The organism is Olleya sp. R77988 (assembly GCF_044594215.1).
GTDB lineage: Bacteria > Bacteroidota > Bacteroidia > Flavobacteriales > Flavobacteriaceae > Olleya.
Genome location: NZ_CP138988.1, coordinates 1,257,156 through 1,281,362, shown reverse-complemented (window position 1 = coordinate 1,281,362; position 24,207 = coordinate 1,257,156). Strand labels below are relative to the sequence as shown.

General features: G+C 34.4%; 13 protein-coding genes. All 13 read right to left on the bottom strand.

Annotation, left to right across the window (positions count from 1 at the left end):
- Positions 1–44: 44 nt before the first annotated feature.
- On the bottom strand, positions 45–1,181 hold the full coding sequence (locus SJY17_RS05785) for a glycoside hydrolase family 105 protein (protein WP_397364542.1): 1,137 nt from the start codon (positions 1,179–1,181) through the stop codon (positions 45–47).
- Between the two features lie 7 nt (positions 1,182–1,188).
- Complete coding sequence (locus SJY17_RS05780; protein ID WP_397364541.1) at positions 1,189–1,878, bottom strand: fibronectin type III-like domain-contianing protein; 690 nt, start codon at positions 1,876–1,878, stop codon at positions 1,189–1,191.
- Positions 1,844–3,463 (bottom strand): glycoside hydrolase family 3 N-terminal domain-containing protein, encoded by a 1,620-nt coding sequence (locus tag SJY17_RS05775; protein ID WP_397364540.1) that lies wholly within the window; start codon positions 3,461–3,463, stop codon positions 1,844–1,846. Before SJY17_RS05775 ends, SJY17_RS05780 begins: the two co-directional genes overlap by 35 nt.
- A 50-nt stretch (positions 3,464–3,513) precedes the next feature.
- Positions 3,514–7,041 carry a family 78 glycoside hydrolase catalytic domain gene (locus SJY17_RS05770; protein WP_397364539.1) on the bottom strand — a complete coding sequence of 1,176 codons (3,528 nt, stop codon included), beginning with the start codon at positions 7,039–7,041 and terminating at the stop codon, positions 3,514–3,516.
- Between the two features lie 192 nt (positions 7,042–7,233).
- Entirely contained in the window at positions 7,234–8,430 is a 1,197-nt protein-coding gene (locus tag SJY17_RS05765; protein WP_397364538.1) for a Gfo/Idh/MocA family protein, read from the bottom strand.
- 3 nt (positions 8,431–8,433) lie between these two features.
- A complete protein-coding gene (locus SJY17_RS05760; RefSeq protein WP_397364537.1) occupies positions 8,434–9,777 on the bottom strand; it encodes a Gfo/Idh/MocA family protein in 1,344 nt (447 codons plus the stop codon).
- A gap of 1 nt (position 9,778) precedes the next feature.
- A complete protein-coding gene (locus tag SJY17_RS05755; RefSeq protein ID WP_397364536.1) occupies positions 9,779–11,170 on the bottom strand; it encodes a DUF1080 domain-containing protein in 1,392 nt (463 codons plus the stop codon).
- A gap of 195 nt (positions 11,171–11,365) precedes the next feature.
- The gene (locus tag SJY17_RS05750; protein WP_397364535.1) at positions 11,366–12,430 is read right to left on the bottom strand and encodes a DUF5627 domain-containing protein; all 1,065 of its coding nucleotides are present in this window, start codon (positions 12,428–12,430) and stop codon (positions 11,366–11,368) included.
- A 141-nt stretch (positions 12,431–12,571) separates the two neighbouring features.
- Complete coding sequence (locus tag SJY17_RS05745) at positions 12,572–14,296, bottom strand: RagB/SusD family nutrient uptake outer membrane protein (protein WP_397364534.1); 1,725 nt, start codon at positions 14,294–14,296, stop codon at positions 12,572–12,574.
- A 27-nt stretch (positions 14,297–14,323) separates the two neighbouring features.
- Entirely contained in the window at positions 14,324–17,371 is a 3,048-nt protein-coding gene (locus tag SJY17_RS05740) for a SusC/RagA family TonB-linked outer membrane protein (protein ID WP_397364533.1), read from the bottom strand.
- A gap of 44 nt (positions 17,372–17,415) precedes the next feature.
- Positions 17,416–19,320, bottom strand: a complete 1,905-nt coding sequence (locus SJY17_RS05735; protein ID WP_397364532.1) for a RagB/SusD family nutrient uptake outer membrane protein — start codon at positions 19,318–19,320, stop codon at positions 17,416–17,418.
- A 12-nt stretch (positions 19,321–19,332) separates the two neighbouring features.
- Complete coding sequence (locus tag SJY17_RS05730) at positions 19,333–22,467, bottom strand: SusC/RagA family TonB-linked outer membrane protein (RefSeq protein ID WP_397364531.1); 3,135 nt, start codon at positions 22,465–22,467, stop codon at positions 19,333–19,335.
- A 321-nt stretch (positions 22,468–22,788) separates the two neighbouring features.
- Positions 22,789–24,207: a D-xylose transporter XylE gene (xylE, locus tag SJY17_RS05725; protein WP_397364530.1), complete on the bottom strand. Its 1,419-nt coding sequence runs from the start codon at positions 24,205–24,207 to the stop codon at positions 22,789–22,791.

The window sequence follows — 24,207 nt, the reverse complement described above, 5'->3', positions numbered from 1 at the left end:
AAGGGTAACTATTCACTTTTGCAAAAATGTATCTTAATAAATTTTTAATCTTCTAACTTTAAAATCTCGCTTGCTGCCATTAAAAATGCACCAGTACCAAAATTTTGATAACTATCCTCAGACGCTGGCTCTGGAAACGCACCAATATTTTGTACCCAACCTACACGACCATCATCGTGCTGGCAAGCCGCCAATGCTTTCCATGCCTTTTTAACTGCTGACGTATGTTTTTTATCTATTAAACCGTTGTTAATTCCCCATGCAATTGCAAAGGTGTGGAAGCCACTACCACTAACTTCGCCATGATTATAAGATTCAGGACTTAATAAACTTGTACGCCACAAACCATCTTCTGGTTGGATTTCTAATAGTTTTGCAGCCATTTCTTTGTATAGATTCACATAGAAGTCTCTATGCTCATAATCTTTTGGCATATCTTCTAACAATAATGCCAGACCACCAATCACCCAACCATTGCCTCTAGACCAAAATACTTTTTTACCATTTGTTTCTTTGTTGTCTTCCCCATGTCCTTTCCAAACATATCGCATATCTCTGGCAAATAATTTTTCTTCTTTGTCGTACAATCTATTGTACGTCTCCATATAATACTTATGCATATCGTCTAAGTATTTTGGCTGCTCGGTTTGCTTAGCGTATAGATTGATTACAGGTGGCGCCATAAACAAGGCATCGCACCACCACCATAAAATGGTTTTAGCTTCTTTACTTTTATCGGTTGCAGCTTTCCAATTATTATCCTCATAGAGATGCGCATCTAAGAAATTTTTGGTCGGTTCTAAATCTGCAAAGTTTCTTCGTTTTTCGTTTTCAGCAACATATAGATAGCTATAGGAAATAGCAACATCATCAGCATGGTAAAGTCGTTTAAAGGGTTTCCAGTTATTCTTTACCGCTTGATTTTTTAGCGCAGCCATATACATCATGTTTTTTGTTGTATGATGCGCTCTTGCTACACCTGTATAATAAGCACCGTTTGTCCAATCTGTAGGATGAATTGCAAAAATAGGATGTGCTTCTTGCCATTCTAAGGCTTTAATCATCGATTTTTTAATCTGAACTTCATTAAAAACATCTTTCTTTTCTGATGCTGCTTTTTGAGCTTCTGAACAACTAAAAAGACACAATAGAGTTACTAGTGTTAAGATTGATTTATTCATTTTAAATCTATTTTTTTAATTTGAATGTAGTTTCTAAATAATCTTTTGAGGACGTTCCTATCATCACAGTATAATCACCTGCCTCTAAAACTTTCTCCATTGAAATTCCTGTGAATTCTAACATTTTTGGTGTGATGGTAAATGTGACTGTTTTACTTTCGCCCGCATCTAGTTGTATCTTTTTAAATGCTTTTAATTCTTTATCAGGTCTGGTTACCGAGCCTATTTCGTCTTTAATATACATTTGTACTGCTTCTTTGGCTTTCATGCTACCGTTGTTAGTAACTTTTACGCTAACTTGTAACTCACTTTCAGGTGTTATTTCTTGACTTGATATTGAAATGTCTGAATACTCAAAATCAGTATAACTTAAACCATGACCGAATGGATATAATGGACCTTGACCTATGAATAGATATTCTTTCTTATAGTTGATTTCTTTCATGCTATAGTGAAATGGAATTTGACCGATAGATCTTGGAATAGTAACTGGCGATTTACCTGATGGCGATACTTCACCAAAAACGATTCTGGCCGTAGATTCATCACCAAATTCACTTAAATCCCATGTATCTAAAATAGCATCGGCTTGTTCTGCTATGACATTAATGGATAAGGTTCTTCTGTGTTTTAAAACCACAATTACCGGTTTACCTAGAGCCTTAATTTTTTCTACAAGTTCGTCTTGATGAACCAACCGGGTCGATAGTTGCTCTATCACCTAAGGTACTATTACTAAAATAAGCTTCTTTTGCAGTATACTCATCACCTCCTAAAAATAAGATTGAAACGTCTGCAGACCTTGCTTTATTTACCAAACTTGCTATAGCTTTTGGGTCTCTGTCTAAAAGTTCTGGAGCACCTCCTTTTTGGTTTGTTAATTGAAATCCTTTTTCCGCTATGAATTTTACATTTGAACCTGCAACAGATTCAAACATCTCTTTTGTGTTTTCTTTTAATAGAGGCCCTAACAAGGCTACTTTTAAAGGTTTGTCTTTTGATAATGGCAACGCTTTATCTTCATTTTTTAATAAAATGATAGATTCTAAATCGGATTCTTTTGCTAATGCTAAAGAAGAGGCTGCTCTGTTTCCTTTCTCTACATCTTCAATGTTGATGTAAGGGTTATCGAAAAGACCTAGAATGAATTTTGTTCTTAAAACACGTCTTACGGATCTATCAATTAGTTTTTCAAGTTCTGGGTTTTTCTTTACCATTTCTGGTAAATATGCATAAGAATCCTCAGCATATAAATCAATATCGATTCCTGCTTCTAAACCCATTTGGGCTGCAGCCTCTGGGCTTTCAGCTACATTCATAAAGTAAAACAATCGTGCAATATCATTAGAATCTGAAACTACATAGCCTTCAAAACCCCATTGATCACGCAATACTCCTGTTAGCAATTCTGGGTTTCCATGACTTGCCACGCCATTTAAATCGCCATGTGATGCCATAATACCTAATGTTTTGGCTTCTTTTACAGCCGCTTCAAATGGTGGGTATATTTCATCTATTAGTGTTCTTTCCGATATTTCTATAGCTGCAAAGTTAGAACCACCTAATACCTGACCGTAACCTGCAAAGTGTTTTGCTACGGCACCAATGTGGGTTCCGTTGCCTAAACCTTCATAATTTCCTTGTACACCTTTTACAGCGCTAGTTACCATTTGTGTTACTAAATACGTATCTTCTCCAAAAGCTTCACTCATACGTCCAAAACGAGGGTCGCGTACTACATCTGCTTCAGGTGAATGACACATGTGCATCCCACGTAATCTTGCTTCTCTACCTACAACATCCCATTGGCGCTGTACTAATTCTGGATTAAAAGATGCTGCCGATGTCATTGGACGTCCAAATCGTGTACAACCCTCTGCATCTACACCATTGTATGATTCTGTGACGAATAATGCTGGAATTCCCCAACGATTATTTTCAATGATATATTTTTGAAGTTCGTTATTTAGTTTAGCTGCAGCCACAGGATCAATATGCTCTCCTGGATTTTTAACACCTGCAATACCTAGTTTTAGTTTTTCTATGACTTTTTTAGATAATTTTAAATTGCCATTTTCATCAGGTTTTGTACCAATATTGGCATGAAAAATTCGCATTTGAGCAACTTTCTCTTCAACAGATAACTTTGGAAGCAAAGCTTCAACACGTTCATCAATTGATAATGAGGCGTCTTTATAATCTTTTGAAGTTGAAGTGTTTTCATTACAGGAATGAAAAAATATCATCGACAAAATTATGGATAAGTATAGTAATTTCTTCATGTTCTTATTTTATTTGGAAAAGTCACCTTTGACTCTATCTTTTATATTGATTAAAAAGAGTTTATTTTAAGCTGTATAGTATGTTTACCTGGTGCTAATCGTATAGACTCAAATGCTGAAGGCACTTTTTCTCCATTATGGATTAAGTCTTTTCCGTCTAAACCATTTAAAGAAAATTCGGCGACCATATTTCCTGGTATTTCAATTTCGTAGGTCTGTAGTCTGGCTCCGTTAAAGGTGTATGTTCCTTTAATTGTTCCTCTAACTGTTGGCACTTCTATGGTACTTGACTTTAACTTACTCATTTGAGGCTTAATAGTCGTTACACCAAAACCTGGTGTTTTAGGTTTGATTCCCCATAATCCTCTAGGTATTACATTTGCAGGTACAGCTCCCCAAGCGTGGTTCCAATCTAAATTGTTTTTATATTGATTGTCCCAAGCTTCAAGTGTAATAGTAGAACCTATTTTTATCATGTTGTACCAACTTCTATCGGATGTGTCTGTTAACAAATCTAATGCGTAATCTGCTTCACCTGCGTTGTATAGTCCATCCATTAAAAATTGTGATCCATAAACGCTACAGGCCATGCCTCTAGATTTCACATAGTTTACCACAGACTCGAAATGTTCTTCTGGCACTAATCCGAACGCTAAAGGCATCATATTGGCGTGAAGTGACGCATGGTCTGTGCCAATACCGTCTACATAAACACCACGTTCTTTATCAAACATTTGTTCGTTAACCGCTTTCTTAGCTTTTGCTGCTCTGTATTCAAAATCTAATGCTTCTTGTGTTTTACCAAGTATTTGAGCAAATTCAGCCATGATTTTCATATTCTCGTAAAAGAATGAATTGATAACTGTACTATAAGGTTTAAAAACAAAACCATCGCGCTCTCCTTTTGTTTTACTGCCATTAAAGTTTGCTCCTGGCCAATCTACTATATCGGTTAAAGGTTTTCTGTAACCATCTGGAAAACCAAGTTTCTTCATAAACTCAGCATCAACTTTGGTAGATGTGATTAAACCATCTTCATTAGATAATTCGTATAATGACTTGTGTTTTAATGCTTCGTAATAACGCTCAATAAGTTCGGTATTACCAGTGTACATATAATCTGCATATATTAATAAAGGGACATGTTGTTGCCACTCTGTTGGCCATGTCGGATTCTTCATGAAATACTCAATAGTGCGTCTTCCGATAGCAAATTCTCTGTCTGTTGTATAATGACTCAATTGATTTAAATAGGCATCCGCTTCATAAGGAATACGTTCTCTGTCTCCATCTACATATAGACCATTAAATGTTGTTGCTTTTATAGAGTATTTACATAAGTCCCAAACTTGATTGAGAATATTATTATTACTATCAAAACTACTTGCCTCTTCATCCCAATAACTATGAAAAGCTAATTGAGTAAAGTCATCTGATTTAAAATTGTTTTGCGCACCTTCTACCTCAGCATATCTAAAAGGTACCAAAGGAGGAAAACCATCTGGCAATGGTACTGCCTTGTTTGCTCTTGTATTACGTTCGTCGGTTTGTACTTGTATTTGATATTTTGTTTGACCTGGTTTTACATCCACTTTTATTTCTTGATAACGAATATTACTTTTTTTAGGAGGTGTTCTGTTAACACTACCATCATCATTAACCATTTCACCTACATGTACTGTAAGCGTATGTGATGTTTTCGCATTATATGTAAAATCCATTGTTGCAAAAGCAGCTTTTCCAAAATCAATAATATAAGCCTCTCCTTTTTTTGCAAATTTTGTTGGTTTTACTTTAGTTGTTATAAATTTATTTTCGGTTGAAATGATATAACTATCACTTTTACCTGTGGTAAATTTTTGAGCTTCAGAATAATCGACTAATCTGTTTTCTTGTTCCCAAATTCTAACTTTCCAATAATATGTTTTTCCAATTATGAGAGGATTTCCAGCATATTCAACATCTGTTGATTGTGTAGAAGCTACGCGTCCGCTATCCCAAACATCACCATCATTATTATCGATATCTGTTTTATTTGAGGCCACTAAAATTTGATAAGCGCCTTGAAATTTAGACCCTAAAGGTACTGTCCAGCCAAACTCTGGTTTTAAATCGAATATCTTAACCTCTGTACTTGGCTCTCTAATTAACTCAACAGTTAAATCTGTAGGTGCTGCTCTAAATTCGTTACTGTTTTTCTTAATTAATTCATCTGTTTTTGCACGAAGTTTATTCGCAACGTTTCTGTATTTTTTCTTTCCGATTAAATTTTTAATCTCTTGTGGGTCTTTCTCTAAATCGTAAAGCTCTTCAATACTCTTATCATTGACATATCTGAAGTATTTCCACTTTTTAGTTCTTACACCTTCACTTGGTGGAATATGTTCAAAATCCCAAATATGTTCTATTAAAATAGTATCTCTACCAATGGTTTTGGTTTCTTTTTTAACCATAGGCATTAGGCTTTTTCCTTGCCATGATTGTGGTGCTTTTATTCCTGCTAAATCTACAATGGTGGATGGAACATCAATATTTAATGCCATGTCACTAATATCTTGATGGGTGTTTACTCTAGGGTCAAACACGATTAATGGTACACGAATAGAGTTATCGTACATTAACCATTTACCGGCAAACTGACGTTCTCCCAAGAAATAGCCATTATCTCCCATCACGATGATAACCGTATTCTTATCTAAACCTTTAGTTTTAAGTTTTTCTCTAATTTTTTTGATTTCTAAATCTATTCCAGAAATCATTCTATAATATCCTTTTACACTGTGTTGATACTTTTCTGGATTATCGTAACGCCATGTCCAACGCAGTCTATTAAAACCATCTCTAACTATTTTTGGTTGCGCTTCAAAATACTTATCATCTCCTAATGCTGGTTTTGGCATTGTTGTATTCTCCAACATTTGATCCATTTCGGACTGCCAATAATATTGGTCTTCTGCAGGGTCGTGCGCGTGTGGCGCACTAAAACTTAATGAAAGGCAAAAGGGTTCTTCTTTGGTGGCATTCGCTTCAATAAAATCAAGTGCTTTCTGTCCTGTGTAACGAGTTAAGTGTACCGTATCATTATCAATGGTTTTGTAATAATATCCACGTCTATCTTTAAATCTGTTGTTTCTATCATACGATTCGTATTCATCAAACTGCTTATCCAAATCATTGTAACGAACGCCATATTTACCATAAAATCCTGTATGATAGCCATTCTCTTTAAGTAATCTCGGATAAGAATTTGCCATATATTCTTCACGTACGTTACCTGTTTGAAAGTTGAAGTTGTGTGCACGCTCGTGCAAACCTGTTAAAATACTAGCTCTACTAGCAGCACAGATAGGTGTGGTTACAATAGCATTGCTAAAATAGGTTCCGGATTTTGCTAAATCATCCATTTCTGGTGTTTCAACATATTTATTACCAGCATAACCTATAGCATCAAATCGCTGGTCGTCAGTAAGAATGAAAATTATATTAGGTTTCTCCCCATTATTATCTTGCTGTGCATTTGTAATATTGAAACTGCATAATGCACCTAACAGCACTAATAAATAACTACTTTTAAACATATATAAACGTCTTAATTGTTTGATTAATTTAGATAATTTTCAAGGATTATCATAGTTTTTAAAATTAAGTTTTTATGATTCGTCTTCTATCCTGTTCTATCCTGAAAATATATTCATCAATCTATGAATCTAAAAAAACCTCAACAGTAAACTTACTATTAAGATTTATAGTTCTATCCTAAAAATTATAAATTAAGTTTTTAAAACTGAAGAATTCCATTTTACAATGTCGTTATTATACATTGCATCTAGTCCCATTTGAACGCAGATTGCTGTTTTTGCTCCTGTAATAATATCAGATTCTGGTTGTTTACTATTTAAAATGGCATCTTTAAAATCTAACAATGCTTGTTGACTTGGATTTAAATGTTCTACATTTATTTTATAGCCTTTTTCTTTATCCCATTGAACGGTTGCACCACTAACACCATCTACATTGCCTAATACTTTATTCTTATTTTTACCTTCTGGATAAAACCAAGCGTTATTAGTGTCAATGATTATGGTTCCTTTATCTCCAATCACTTTTATTTGATAACCATCTTTAGCATTACTTGTTAAGTACGTAAAGTTTGCTTTAACACCATTTGGATAGCTGTAAACTAAATGAACATTATCATATGTTTCTCTTCCGTCTTTCCAATAGTCTACACCACCAACTCCCATAACTTGGTTTGGATTTTCATTAAGTACCCAATTCACAAAATCGATTTGATGCGACGCTAATTCCGCCGTAAGTCCTCCAGAAAATTCTCGGTACATTCTCCAATTTATAGCCTTTTCTAACTTAGGATCTGGAACTGGTCGTCTCCAGTTGCCATGTCTGTTCCATTGACATTCAAAAGCTGTAATGTTACCCACTTTTCCATCTTTAATAAGGTCAACCACATGCGTGTAAAGTCTTGAACTATGGTATTGATGACCCGTTTGAAATATATTTTTAGACTGATTTGCTTTATTGACGAGGTCTCTAATGCCGTTATAGCCTTTTGCCAATGTTTTTTCACAGAAGACATGCTTGCCAGCATCGAGTGCGTCAATGGCAATCTTAGAATGCGTATTAAAAGGTGTTGCAACAATAACGGCATCGATATCTTTATTATCCAATAATTCTCGGTAATCGGAATAGCCCTTTGGGTTTGTATTTGCTTTAGCTAAGCCCTTATCCAATCTAAAGGGTAAAACATCGCAACCAGCAATCACATTCACTTTATCAATGGAATTGATAATTGACATTAATCCGCTTCCTCGAACTCCTGTACCAATGACACCAATATTTATGGTTTCGTTTGCTTTTATATTAGATAGTATATTGCCATATAAATACGAAGATCCAGCCACTACTGCAGTAGCCGCAGCTGTTTTTTTAATAAATGAACGTCTTTTCAAATTTTATAATTTAGGTTCCCAACCTGGTTCGTAAGTTCTAGACCAAAGTTTCATAGCATCTCTATCATACATCGTACCAGTTTTATCATCAATATCAAAACCATTATTAATTCTATAGGCAATATTAGCATAATGCACCATTGCCATACTTTTGCTGGCATCATCAATAGGTGCTGTCAATTTTGCCTTGCCTCTTATCGTGTCAAACAAATTTTGAACGTGTTTTGTGGACATATCTCCTCCTCCTCCTAAAGCATTTCCTGCTTCTTTTGATGCTGAATTATACTCTTTTACTAATTTTCCTTTACGGTTATATAACATATACTTACCTCTATCCACAAATACAGAACCTTCTGTACCATAAATTACTGTGCCTCGACCAGTACCATAAGTACTATAACTATTTCTAGATTTTCCATCCCATTTAATCACTTTATTATTTGCGAATTTAAAGGTCGCTTCCATGTTGTCATACATCTCCCAACCATCATCTAAAAAATGACGTTTCTCTGCTTCAACATATACATGCTGCGGAAAATCTACTTGTAATGCCCAACGTGCTACATCTAACTCGTGTGTTCCATTATTACCTGCTTCAGCTGTTCCATAATCCCAACCATACCAATGCCAATTATAGTTCCATGTTTCAGACGTATAATCACGTCTTGGTGCTGGGCCTTGCCACAAATCCCAATCTAATCCTTCTGGAATAGCAGCACTTTTTTGCACAGGTACTTTACCACGTCCATTATTATAAAATGCAACTGCCTTGTAGGGTTTACCTATAACTCCATTATGGATTTCATTAATAATTTCTATGGTATGACCCGAAGAACGTTGCTGATTACCCATTTGAACCACTTTATTAAACTGCTTTGCTGCTTGCACGAGTTGTTCATTTTCATGCATATTATGACTACAAGGTTTTTCAACATAGACATGCTTTCCTGCTTTCATTGCCATGATAGAACCTGGTGTATGCCAATGGTCTGGTGTAGCATTGATTAATACATCTACCTTTTTATCGTCCAAGACTTTTCTAATATCATTCTCTAACTTTGGATCGTAATCAATATGTTTTCTAAATCCTTTTAATGCCTTTAAACGTTGACTTTCCATAACATCGCATAAGTAGCTTAATTTGACATTACTTTCCTTTAAAGCTATTGGTGATTTAAATGCATTTAATCGTCTTCCCAAACCAGCAATGGCTACATTTAATCGGTCATTTGCTCCAATAATATTGTTATAGCTTTTGGCAGACATGGCATTTATACCACCTGTTAAACTGACTCCAATAGCCGCTGCTGTTGTTTTTTTTATAAAGTCTCTACGATTATTTCCCATCTTACTTGTTTTTTGCTTTTGGAACTTTGATCTTAATGTTTCTGAACGCCACTCTATCGCCATGATCTTGCAATAAAATCTGTCCTTTATCTAAGAGTCCAAAATTTGGCCATTTTTCATATTTGCTTTCCGAAACCAATTTTAAAAAGTCTTCACTTCCACGTTCGTATTCTAGAACTTTAACATCGTTAATCCAATGTTCAACGTGGTTGTTTACAGATTTTATATAGGCTGTATTCCACACTCCGATGGGTTTAATGGGTTTATCAGGACTTGCTTGAATTAAATCGTATAAAGAGCACACAGTTCTACTACCTTCGTGAGACCCTCTTTTAGCGTCTTCATGAAGTTCATCATCTAAGATTTGATATTCTAAACCAATCGATGATCCTGGACCTTTATTAATTTCTGTATCTACATAATATTTTATTCCACTATTGGCACCTGGTGTTAATTTAAAGTCTACTTGTAATTCGAAATTGGCATAATCTTGAGTGGTTACAATATCACCTCCTGCAGCAGATTCTGCTCCACCAGAAGCTAACACAATCAATTCTCCATTTTCGATGACCCAACCTTTTTCCGGAAATGTATTTAACTTAGCCCCAAGCCATCCATTGGTAGTTTTACCATCCCAAAGCATTTGCCAACCCGATTTTTTTTCGTTAAACGTTAAGTTGTTTTTTGTAATAACAGGTTTAAGAGGTGATTCTGTGGTATATTGAAATAGATTTTCAGTTAAAATTTTAGCATTTTTCCACATGACTTGCTTGCCAAGTTTGTCTTTGTTTTTACCAATAGAGTGTACTTGTAAACCAAAAAAACCACTAGCTGTTTTATCGTCAATCAAATAAGATGCTGGAACATTGTTTATCCAAGTTTTTATGGTGTCAACAATAGCTTCTACACGATAATGGTTCCATTCATTCTGCTTGAAGGCTTTTTGCGCTTCAGTATTACTTTCTAGAGTATGTAGCCATTTACGTCTTTTTTCGTCATAAATACCTCCACTCCAAGCACGTTTAGATGGATCTATCTCCACTTGGTATCCGTGAACCAAACCATCTCTGTAATATGGTAAGCTATTACTGCGAATCTGAATTCCAGAATTCATTGTAGAATCGACCTTAAAATCGATTTCAAAAATAAAATCATCATACATTTTATTAGTTGTTAAAAATGTATTTGGTGTATTAGCGGCTGTTGTGCCAATAATGACTCCGTCTTCTACTATATAATTAGCTTCGCCTCCTTTAATATTCCAACCCTCTAAGGAATTGTTATTAATAAGATTTGTCCATGGTATGTCTTCTTTTTGCTCCTTGCAAGAATATAAAACTAGACCAATAAGAGTGCAACTAATTATTGTTGTAATGAATTGAAATTTTGTCACTTTAAATTATTTTTGGTTAATATCATTTACCATTTGAAAATACCGCAATTGAAAATAATAATTTGCATCAAATATGGCCTATTTATATTTATTAAAAAACCCTTCAATATATAGATATAATGAAGGGTTTGATTTATTTTTGAAACTACTTAGTTAAAACTAAGAGCCTATTGACTAATTAAACAAAACTATTTATTAGTCTACTGTTAAATCAACTACAAATTCTTCGAATCTAACGTTTCTGTCTCTAATAACTAATGTATCATTTACCTGATGATTTAATTGAAATGTTGCTGTTGTTGTTGATTGTAATTGGCCAAATACAAATTCCTGAGTGACTTCAACATCTTGTTCTACGTATTGAAAATCTAAATAAATGACGTCTCGAGGTTCTCCTCCCCATTCATCTCCATCTTCGACAAAAGTACCTGTGCCCGTTACGGTAATATTGCTATTTGGATCAGCATTAGAAACAGTAATTTCTTCATTATCGTTAAATGTCAATAGTAAAGACAACTGAACGTTAGTAGCAATACCAGGTCGTCTAACATCAATAGTGGTAGTTACTTCACTCCTTCCTGAAGTTGCTAGTGGAATAAGTTCATCTTGCACAACAAATTCTGCTCTATAAACTGTAGAGCCATCAATGGTCTCTGATACTGTTTCTGTGGGATCCCCATTTTCAAAAACCGTAACCGATTCGTTAAAACCTACAGCTGCATCCTCACCGCGTCTTAAATATATACCATCATATTTATTGATAAATTTAATACCGAAAAGCGTATAATCTTTTGGTAACGGATCCCAATCTTCATCTCTTATTTTAATAGGATTATCAACTAAAGGAACACCTGTTAAAAGCGAATCTAGTTCTTCATAATCTGTAATTCTTAAAGGAATTACATAATGCACATCTTCAAACTCTGCAAATGCCAGTGGATCGTCAAAGAAGGCATCTGAAAGCTGTACCGGAATACGCCCATCTGTAGAACCAGAAGGAATTGTTACTGGGCTTTCCTGTTCAATAGTATAGTAAGAAGCTGGTAAGATCTTAACATTTACAGTATCTACGCCTAAAGTAGCAGCATCAATTAATTCAGGAGCTAACTCAAAATGTACTCTTCTGTCTATATCATTATTATAAACTCCTGACATGACGACACCTATTTCAAATCGTCCATTATTATCATTTTCGTTAAAACCCAAATCATACTTGCCCTGAATTAGTGTTCTTACGGGCGTTTGAAAAGGAAAATACACTGAAGTTGAGCCAAAGTCGTCAAAATCATTTTCCTGATTTTCGCAAGCTATCGCACTAAAAACCAGGGCGACTATAAATATTAATTTCAATTTTATTTTCATGTCTATTTTTTTTAATCTTTTTAAATATACAATTTTATTCTACCAACCCATATTTTGCTCAAGTTCCGAAAATTTTAAAATCTCCGAATTTGGAATAGGCATATAAGTTGCAAATGGTTGATAATTTCTAACTTCCACAGACGGTAACTCAATATAATTATTTCCGTCAAAAAAGTAACCTTTAGCTGGTTCAGTTAAAGGTAATCCCCATCTTCTAATATCCCAGAACCTATGGCCCTCAAAACTTAATTCTATACGGCGTTCATTTCTAATAAGATCTCTCATTGCTTCTTGCGATGTAATAGATGTTAAATAATTATCTGAAATACCTGCTCTATTACGTATTGCTGCAATAACATCACGAGCGGAAATACCCTCAACCTGATGGTCAGGACCACCAATTTCATTAGCTGCTTCAGCTAATATTAAAAACAATTCAGTATATCTAAAATACACATTAGCATGACTTTGACCTTGAGTAGTTCCATTATCATTAATAAGAACATCTGGACGTAACAATTTTTTAAGGTAATATCCAGTAGTTGTAGACTGTTCTTGGATAGCACCTAACATATCATTTCCACCACCAACACCTGTATTAATTATATCACCTCCAACTCCAAAAGAAGCACCATTAACAATAACATATTTTTCTAGCCTAGGGTCTCTATTAGCATAAGGATTTTGAGGGTCAAAACCATTAGCCTCAGTTGCTGGAAAGCCATCTTGCATTGGAAATGCCATTACAAAGTTATGTGTTGGATTAATCTCCCCATTTCCGTTAACAGAAGGTGGAAACATTCGTTCTTCATAAGTAGTATTATTACTACCTATTGAACCACGCCAAAGTGATTCACTACTCTGTATATTATTAACTGATGCATAAAATTCATTACCATTTGGGTCTAATCCTCCAACACCTCCAATAGTGTTTAAAATTTGAGCGGCGTTAGTTGCTGCTATATCATAATAGCTTTGACTATCTAAAAACGACGGGCTCGCCGCAAAAAGTGCCAAACGTGCTTTTAATGCTCTTACTATTTTTCCTGAAATACGTAAATCAAAAAAGTTATTATTTACTATTCCATATTTATCAAAGTCAAAATTTTCTAAATCTGAATACCATGTATCTACTTGTCCTGCGCCCAATCCATAATCTGTTGGTAATAAATTAAGTGCTTCATCAAAATCTGCCATAATAGCCTGAACAGAAGCTTCAAATGATAAACGAGGCACATTAAAGTTACCATTAGGTTCAATAAACTCCGTATAGTATGGAATACCTAACAGTTCTCCAGATTGTCCTATACCAGCATGAGCTTGTAGCACATAATAATGATGTAATCCTCTTAATGCCAACGCTTCTCCTTTCAAGCGCATTCCAAACATAGTGTTGATTAATGTGTCTGTGCTCCATTGTGTTTCTCCTGTTTCAATAACATCTAAGAATTTGTTTACCCAGAATACACGTTCAAAACTACCCCAACGAGCTGTAGGATTAAATTGTGCATTTAGCTCACCAAGCGCCATTCGCTTATAGTTGTTATTTAAAATATTATTAACAGCATCATCAGTAGCTGCTTCAGAAAATGAATATTGATTAACTAAACCCGTATATCCATTTAATAATACGCCTTCTGCTGCATCTGGATTTGTGAGAATATCATCAAAATCCAATCTGTTTTCTTCAATAGGATCAAGATCACAAGAAATCATACCAGCAAAAACCGACAGGAGTATTATAAATTTTATTAAATTTTTCATTTTATTTATCTTAATTTTCAAATTATTTTAAAATGATGCCCTTATACCAAAAGTAAAAGTTCTAGTTAGTGGTGTTGTACCTATCCTTAACTGACGAATATCTTTATTTTCACCTATTTCAAACAAATTAGTTCCAGAAAGATTTAGACTAAAATTCTCCATACCTATTTTTTTACAAAGAGCATCTTCAAACTCATATGTTAACTGTGCACGGTTAATGCTAAAGTAACTTGTGTCGAACAACCAAAATGTTGATTGTCTAAAGTTATTTTGATTTGTTTGTGATGATAATCTTGGGTAAGTTGCCGTACTTGCTGTTTCTGGTGTCCATCGTCCAAGAACGACTTCTGAATATTTATCTGCCCCATCTACTGAATAATACTCGTTATAACTACTATTTAACTTATTTCCGCTAGCTCCTGATTGACCTACACCCAAAACAAAAAGGTTGAATCTTTTATAATTTAAGTTTAGATTTAGCGCATACGTCCATGGGTTACTAGATTGCCCAATTGCTCTTCTGTCATCATTATCTATAATATTATCACCATTTAAATCCTGATATTTTATATCTCCTGGTTGCACGATACCAAACTGAGGAACAGGTAAACCAGCATTTAAATCACCATTAGTATTAAAATCTGATTCAGCATAAAAACCTTGATCCACTAATCCAAAAATTGTAGAAATCTCTTTTCCTTGTGTTTGTAAATAATCTTCAGTATATACTTCAGATCTTAAAGCTCTTTCTGTTTGACTATATAGTACGTTTGCACCTAAAGCAAATGAAAAGTCTCCATAAGTTTTATTGAAATTCATACCGATTTCAAAACCAGTGTATAAATTCTTATCGAAATTATTATATGGCCTGAATATATCATAAAAAGAAGGGAATTCATCTTGTAAGAATGTTATTTGTTTGTCTAATTCAGTTTTAAAGTAATTAGCTTCTATCCAAAGCGAATTGTTTAAATACGTTTCGAATCCTAAATTTAAGTCTATACGTTCTTCAAATGTTAAATCAAGATTTCCTCCTTGTGAAATATCTATTCTTCTATTTGAATTACCATCCGCCCAACTAACATTGTTACCAAAAGCATAGTTTTCTGCATATAAATAGTATGCGTTATCACCAGCATTAAGTGCAGCAATACCTTGATCGGATTTTAAAATACCAGCAGAAGCCTTTAACTTAAGGTAATTAATAAATTTATTGTTCTTCAAAAAAGGTTCTTCACTTATAATGTAAGCTATACCAGACGTTGGTGACAATGCTCCTCTATTTCCTTTTGCTAGTTTTATTGAATTAATGTAGGTTCCTGTAAAATCAATAAATAGTTTCTTTTTATAGTCATAAGTCATTTGAAAGCCTAAGTGCGCATCAACATCTGTTTGAATAACGTCATTTCGTCTTTGTGAATTATAATAACCTAATAAAGTGGTGTTTAAAGAATGGTCCTTATCAAGAGTTGTATCATAATTTATAAGTCCATAAAACCCAAATCGAGATAAAAACCCATTGGTAGTAGGGGTTTGTGTTAGATCTTTTTCGTCTACACCATAAACATTAATACCAGTTATGCTATTATCCTCCCAAATTGGTTCATAGGTTGCAAAATCGTTGTTGACAGTTAAATTATAAGAATCATAAAAATCAAAGCTTACATAAGTTTTAGCTGATAAGCCTTTTGTAACCCTATCTAAATCAAAATTGATTGAGTTGTTAAACTGCGTAGAACGAAACACTGTGTTTTGATAACCGCCTGCAATAGCTAAAGCAATAGGTGCATCTGAACCAAATTGTTGAGTTGACCCTAAAAGGTTCCCATTAAACGTGTTTGCAGCTAGTAATTGTCCTGCAACTGTAGGGTCACTAGTGTCTATTAAATCAACAGGTAAAAAAGGAGAATAAGCGTTAGGTCTCAACGTAGTTGCAGCGCTTAATAAATTGGCTCTAGACCCTTTAGTTGTGCTTACAACTGCAATACCATCAAGACTGCTTGTAATCCAGTCGTTAATTTTAAAATCTAGGTTACCTCTTACATTAAAACGGTTAGTACCTGAATTTATATCTTCATTAATATCCACCCATGCATCTTCACGATTGAATCCCATATTAACATAATATTGATTTTTATCATTACCACCTGAAAACTCAGTTATAATATTTGTGAAATTAACAAAAGATTGAACGTATTCTCTTGAATAAAGATCTACATCTGGATATTTGAATTTATTAGAGCCACTTAACGTATTTAGAATAGTTTCATTGTCATAAAAATTGTCTAACCCATCATTATTTCTAGCTTCATTAAAGAGTGTCATATACGCTGCTGAGCTTAAATAATTAGGCAAAGCGGTAGGTAATCTGAAACCAGAACGAATATTAACGTTAACTTCTTTTTTATTAGCTTTTCCACGTTTGGTATTAATAACAATAACACCGTTTTTTCCTTGACTACCATATAGAGCAACAGAATTAGCATCTTTAAGTACAGTTATTTGCTCTACCTCTTCCATGTTTAGAATATTAGGATCACGACCTATAACACCATCAATAACAAAAACAACATTGCCTATTCCTCTAATGTTATCAGAACCCCTAACCCCTAACTGGAGTCCGTTAATATAGTCTCTAACATATTGAGTATTGTCATAAGTTAATCGGTCTTGTGTGTTAATTGAGGATACTGCACCAACAATATTACGTCTGTATTTAGTGGCAACTCCCATATTTATTTCGTCATCTTGCGAAGCGAGAAAAGGAGATTTTTTCATGGTAATATTACCCGTTATATCTGGTGTATTAATAATGGCTGATATATAGCCTTTTTTTTCAAGTACAACAGACTCATCATCATCTCGTAATTTAATTTTAAACTGTCCGTTAATGTCGGAAGATGCCTTAATACCACTTGGGCTAAAAACATCAGCTCCTTCAATGGCGTTTCCTTGTTCATCAACTACAGTTGCTGTTAACTCTGTATCATTAGTTTGAGCCATTGCAATATTACAAAAGCAAAACATCATTAAGCTTAATAGAGTAAACAACCTATATAATTTATCTAACTTCATTTTATTCTTTATATTAATTACAACTAATTTGTAAAAGACTACCATTACCATCCTGGATTTTGAGGGAAGCCTGGATAAATTTGTGTTTGCGCGACTGGAAATGGCAACCAATAATGCTTAGGAAACTCACAAATTCTATCTACAAGAAGTGTTTCTGTGAAATTACTTTGGTCTTGCGGAAAATCTAAGGCTAATTTTTTTCTATATTTATCTAAGTGGGCTACTCCCCATCGTCTAATATCGAGCCATCTATGTGCTTCATAACTTAACTCAACGGATCTTTCTCTTCTTAATTCATCCATAAACTTGTTGTTATCTCCAACTATACTTGGGTGTACATTAGGAATACCAGCTCTATTACGTAATAAATTAATAGCGTTCTCTGCCGATAATCCATAAGAACTAGAGGTTGCTGTTGCACCCATAGAAGCATGTAATGCTTCTGCATACATTAAATAAACATCTGTTAGTCTCATGTGCATTCGTACTCCTGTGTATTGATTTATAATAGGATTCCATCTCGTATGATAGGTACCGTCAACTTTAGGGTAAAATTTTGTCCACATATACCCTGTATTATTTAATATTTTGATATTTTCTGCACCAGAACTACGGTGAGCTCCTTTTTGAGAAGAAGATTCATACCAAAGTTGGGCAGCTACATGATCTGGATCAGAAGCTCCTGCATCTATAATATCTCCATCAATAATATGCCATTTGTAAAAACGTGGATCACGGTTTGCAAAAGGCTGAGTTGGGTCGTACAATGTTGGTCCGAAATTACCACTAAGATCATCCTCAATAGATAGTCCATTAGCCATACCAAAATTATTATGAATAAAATTATGTGTAGGACTAATAACTTCATATCCAGCAGAATTAGTATGAATAGCTCTACTTACTCCTGATGTCATAAATCTTTCCGCTTGCCCAGTACTACCACCAGTTGCAGCAAATATAAATTCTGTACTTCCTGGCCATACACCAGGTGCTGGTGATTTCCAAAACACTTCATCATAGTTTTCCCAAGACGCTAATGTATAACGTCCTTGGTCGGCTAATTGAAGAATTCCTGAAAAAGCCTCAACAGCCATATCACATAACTCTGTATCATAGTCATATGGATTTACACTTGCATTATTACCTTTCATTAATGGGCTTGCTGCTAAAAGTAAGTTTTTACCTTGAAAAGCATATGCCGTACCTTTAGTAAGCCTTCCCTTATTTTCACCTTGTGTTAGTTGTCCATAAGGCTCTTGATCCCAATTTACGGGCAATAATTGTATGGCTTTTATGTAGTCTTCATTAGCGCGTAAAGCAACTTCTCTGTAAGTGTCTGGGCGTGTTATTTCATAATCATCTACTAAAACTCTATCAATATATGGGTAACGTCCCCAAAATTTCATAATTTCATTATGGAAAAATGCTCTAAAAAAATAAGCTTGTCCAAGAATAACATCTTTTTCTGCTTGAGTAGCATTTACCATTAAATCCCTATTCTCAACATACTCAATTACAATATTAGCTTTACGGATACCACGTAAGCTTCCATCGTATAACCCTGGTCTTTGTCTATTAAAGGCATTTGTATTTTCTACATTAGCAGAGTTATTTCCTGTTGATCCATATTCTGAATTGTAGTGGTTATTTAAGTAACAAAAATTATCTCTTATCACATCTGTGAATCTTCCTGCATCAATATCACCACTTGCTTTTGTTGGCCTGTCAACAAATCCATCATCTCCCAAAAGGAAATCTTGAAAGGTATGCGATTGCTGTTCATAAGACACCACTAAAGCATACATTTCTTCAACAAAACCTTGTGCATTTGTAAAGGTAGAAAACACCACTTCTTCGTCTATTACTGAATCTGGTTCCACATCTAAATAGTCCTCGCATGAAAACGACAACAGTAACCCTAGGATTATTAATATTTTATAGTTTTTCATTATTTCTTTTTTTTAAAAATTCATATTAAAACCAAAGTTAAATCTTTTTAAGGTTGGATAATCCCCTCTTGATTGACTCCCTCCATCTGTATTAAACTCTCTATCATCGGGCAAATTAGACCATAAAAACAGGTTGTTTCCATTTGCAAAAATTTGAAGTTTCTTTAACCCAAATTTTTCACAGGTCTCTCTTGGTATATCATAAGATAAAGAAACTGTTCTAAGCCTTGTTAATGAAGCATCCAACCAATTATCTCTAGGATTAGTTGCTCCTGGAACTCCAAATGATGGTTGAGTATCAGTATTATTTGGTGTATCTACAGTCCAATAATCTAAATCTTGCTCAAAAATTAACGGTGTTGAATTACTAAACGTTTGGTTACTGTACAATCTAGAGGCATTTTGGGTACCATACAACTGTGCTGAAACACTAAATCCTTTGTATTGTGCGCCTAGAGTAGCACCCCAAGATCTTTGAGGTTGGTTTGGGTAACCAAAAGGAGCATTATCAAAATTAGAATTATAAATACCGTCTCCATCAAAATCTACAAGATCATAATACCCAGGACGTACTGTACTTTGATTTTCATTTAGTGGTGTTGAACTATAAATATCGTCCCAACTTGTCAATATACCTGCTGGAATAGCTGTGCTTCCTTGCCCAATATTAAATCCAGCATCATTTAGATAAGCAGCTCGCAATGCTGGATCATCTCTTACTATTACTTCATCTATAGCTTGGGTAAAATTAAAATCACCAGATAGTGTTAAACCGTTACCAAAAGTATAACTGGAACCAAGAACAATCTCATAACCTCTTATCTCTACAACACCTTTATTAATAAGAGGAGGGCTTGCTCCCAGAAAATCTGGTGTAAGCGCACCAACAATAACAATTTCACTACGATCTTCGGCAAAATAATCTACTTCTCCGGTTAATAAACCATTAAACAAATTAAACTCAGCACCTATGTTATATTTAACAGCTTCCTCCCACTGAAGGTTTGGATTTCCTACGATACTTTCTCTATAAAACGTGTAGGGCGAAAGTCCTTGATAAGCACTTGGCACTAAATATGCTGATCCTCCATTCCCCCATTGTGTAAGATGATTCCATCTTCCTATTATATCATTATTTCGGATAAAACTATCATCACCAATAAGACCATAGGACCCTCTAAACTTTAGTGAATTAAGCCAATCTACATTTTCCATGAAGGCTTCGTTTGAAGGTGTCCAACCCAATGCTACGGATGGAAATAAGTCGAAACGAAATCCTCGTCCAAATTGTTCTGAACCATTGTAAGCACCATTAATATCTAAAAAGTATCTTTTGTCGTAATTATAAGTAACTCTTCCTACCCAATCTTCACGGTATAGAGGTGAAGCGAAAATCCCAGTACCACTTGTAGCTTCCTGTCTTCTAACTAAGAACAACCCTGTTAGGTTATGTTTTTCATTAAAAGTTCTATTATAATTCAATGAAGCATCATAAACCATATTTCTACTTCGTTTGTCATCCTCTGCTTCTATACCTCCTAAAGTCCATGGTGGTTGAACATAATCAAACTGCGTATCACTATCAGGAATAAGTATAATCTCTTCATCGCCATCGTAAACCGTATAAATTACACCTCCATCATTTAATTCTTGCTTACTTCTCTGATTGTTATCTAGAGAAAATCGTCCTTGGAAAGACAAGCCTTCGGTAATAAAGTCTAATTTCTGTTTTAGTATAAAATCCGTATTGACTTGAAATTGTCTAAACGTGTCATAACCTTTAGCCTGCAATTGCTCAAAAGGGTTATTGTATACATTAAAATAACTAAAGGGCTGTCCATAGGTACCATTTGGATATACTGGAGTGTAAAGACTTGGAGCTATTAAGTAAAGTCCATTAGTTACATTACCTAAGCTACCAGGATTCTCTCTAATTCCATAAAAACCAGCTAAATTAACTGACAACTCAGTGGTATTTGTAATATTAAAATCTATGTTACTTCTAAAGTTAAATCGATCATAGCGATACTCACCCAAATAGCCTCTTCCATTATCGTATCTTCCTCCATCAAAAATATCTTCTACTGTTTGGTAAGCTAAACTACCAAAATATTTTGCTGTTTTATTACCACCTCGCACAGACAAGTTAACTCTATAATCTTGGGCGTAATCTTTAAGGAGCTCATCTTCCCAATCAACATTTGGGTAAATATAACTTTCCTCTAAACTGGCAGGGTTAAGATATCTATCTACAATAGCTAATGGCGTATAATTATTCCATGTATTAGGCGCAACAGCTATTCCTCTTAAAATAGCACTATTTGCTTGTAATAAAGCATCATAAGAGTCTAATTTATTTGGTAATTGAGAAACGGTTTTAATGGTTGTATTAACATTTAGCGACAGTTGCGCTTTTCCTGTTTGACCTCGCTTAGTGGTAATTAAAATTACCCCATTAGCGCCTTCTACACCAAAAACCGCAGTAGCAGAAGCATCTTTAAGTACCGATAAATTTTCGACATCGTTCATATCTATATCGTTCATCGACCTTTTCACACCATCTACAAGTACAAGAGGGTCGCCATCAGTATTCCATGAACTTTTTCCACGAATATAAATCTTCAAATTATCTTCTCCAGGAACACCACTACCTTGTATAGCAGTAACACCAGGCAAGTTACCTTGCAATGCCTCTTCCATATTAGCAACACCAGCTGTCCTTTCCATCAATTCCTCACCTTTTATTTGCGTAATAGCAGCTACCACACTCTCTTTTTTCTGAGTACCATAACCAACAATAACTACCTCATCTAAACTTTCAACATCCTCCTCTAAGGTTATATTGATTGTTGTTCGACCATTGATTTGAATTTCCTGTGTTTTAAAACCCACGTAAGAAAAGACTAAAATTTCGTCACCCAAGGTTAATTCAAGAGAATAGTTTCCATCAAAATCTGTTGATACACCATTGGTTGTTCCTTTTTGTACTACACTCACAACTGGTATAGGCAAACCACTAGCATCTATCACAACACCAGAAACCGCATTTTGAGCTTCTAAATTAATTGCCGTAAAACTGGAAAATACTATTGCCAGTAATAACGCTAACCCAGAAACAGGAAATTGTTTTTTTAATTTTTGTTTCATATTCAGTTTAAGTTTCAACATATAGTAAGAAATAAATTCATCAAAATAATTAAACTTTAATACATTAAAGCCAAATTATAATAATATGTTAACAATATTAAGAATAACATTATTTATCAGTATCCTGTACTATACTGATAATTTTAAATATTTATTTATTTTTAAAAGGAAAAGTTGAGTTACATCCATGACTAACCTATTAGTTATTTATGAGTTCCTAAACTTTTGAGTTTTTTTATAGACGACAATCTGAATAAAAAGTCAAACTACTTTTAAAATTTTTACTGCTGAAAGATATTCTTAAAAAAATTAAATATCTCTTTAATTTTTCCAAAGATTCTCCATTTCTTCAAGCGTTTTTCCTTTTGTTTCTGGCACTAGTTTCCAAACAAAAATCATAGCTAATAATGACATGATACCATAAATCCAATAGGCGAATCCATGATTAAACTGCTCTGTTAAATAGCTGTTATCATCCATCATTGGGAATGTTAATGACACAAAATAGTTAGCAATCCATTGTGCAGCAACAGCTATAGCCATAGCCTTACCTCTTATTTTATTTGGAAATATTTCAGATAATAAAACCCATGTTACTGGCCCCCAACTTAATGCAAAACTTGCCACATAAAGCATCATACAACCTAAAGCCAAATAACCTGTTGCTTCTGAGAAAAATACAAAGCCTAAAGCAAACATAGCAATAGACATTCCTAAAGCTCCAATTATCATAAGTGGTTTTCTTCCGTATTTGTCTACAGTTTTAATTGCTATTATTGTAAATAAGAAATTAGCTATACCAACGATAATTGTAAAAAGTAAAGATGCATTTGTACTCATATCCATCTTTTTAAATATTTCTGGTGCATAGTATAACACCACATTAATTCCTACAAATTGTTGAAAAATTGAGAGTACAACACCTATTATAATGATTAACCACCCAAAGGATAGTAACTTCCCTGAGTTTTGCACAACACTACTTTTAATTTCATTTAAAATTGAAGTAGCTTCTTCTTCACCATTAATATCTGTTAATACCTGCAATGCTTCTTCTTCTTTACCTCGAAGCATTAAAGACCTTGGCGTATCAGGAACAGTGAATAGTAATCCTAAAAATATACCAACTGGAATAATTTCTGAAGCAAACATCCATCTCCATCCTACATCATTCAACCATGCATCTGAACCACCTCCTCTAGAAATAAAATAATTTACAAAGTAAACAACCATAAAACCTGCAACTATTGCTAATTGGTTATAAGACACGAGTCGTCCTCTAATTTTAGCTGGTGCAATTTCAGCTATGTATAATGGCGATAACATAGAAGCTAAACCTACACCAATACCACCTAAAATTCTATAAACTATAAAAATGGTTGAAAACGTATGGTCTAGCTCTCCAATTGGTCTAAAAAATAGTTCTGGCATTGATGACCCTAGTGCAGAGATAAGAAATAGAATACCTGCTAGTATCAGTCCTTTTTTACGACCTAGTTTTTTACTTACAAAACCACCAAATGCACCACCAATAATACAACCAATTAATGCGCTTGACACAATAAATCCTTTAAAGGCATTGGCTGCAGTTTCGGACAACCCTTTTGGAATTACAAAGAAGCTGTCTAAAGAACCAACTGTTCCTGAAATTACTCCTGTATCATACCCAAATAGCAGTCCTCCTAAGGTTGCTACTAATGTTAGTTTTAAAAGATAGCCTGATTTTGCTGATGTACCCAT

What these genes read in the sequence shown, in the direction of transcription:
- SJY17_RS05785 (WP_397364542.1), bottom strand. Translation starts at nt 1,181, where the DNA reads ATGAATAAATCAATCTTAACACTAGTAACTCTATTGTGTCTTTTTAGT.
- SJY17_RS05775 (WP_397364540.1), bottom strand. Translation starts at nt 3,463, where the DNA reads ATGAAGAAATTACTATACTTATCCATAATTTTGTCGATGATATTTTTT.
- SJY17_RS05770 (WP_397364539.1), bottom strand. Translation starts at nt 7,041, where the DNA reads ATGTTTAAAAGTAGTTATTTATTAGTGCTGTTAGGTGCATTATGCAGT.
- SJY17_RS05760 (WP_397364537.1), bottom strand. Translation starts at nt 9,777, where the DNA reads ATGGGAAATAATCGTAGAGACTTTATAAAAAAAACAACAGCAGCGGCT.
- SJY17_RS05745 (WP_397364534.1), bottom strand. Translation starts at nt 14,296, where the DNA reads ATGAAAAATTTAATAAAATTTATAATACTCCTGTCGGTTTTTGCTGGT.
- SJY17_RS05740 (WP_397364533.1), bottom strand. Translation starts at nt 17,371, where the DNA reads ATGAAGTTAGATAAATTATATAGGTTGTTTACTCTATTAAGCTTAATG.
- SJY17_RS05735 (WP_397364532.1), bottom strand. Translation starts at nt 19,320, where the DNA reads ATGAAAAACTATAAAATATTAATAATCCTAGGGTTACTGTTGTCGTTT.
- SJY17_RS05730 (WP_397364531.1), bottom strand. Translation starts at nt 22,467, where the DNA reads ATGAAACAAAAATTAAAAAAACAATTTCCTGTTTCTGGGTTAGCGTTA.
- xylE (WP_397364530.1), bottom strand. Translation starts at nt 24,207, where the DNA reads ATGGGTACATCAGCAAAATCAGGCTATCTTTTAAAACTAACATTAGTA.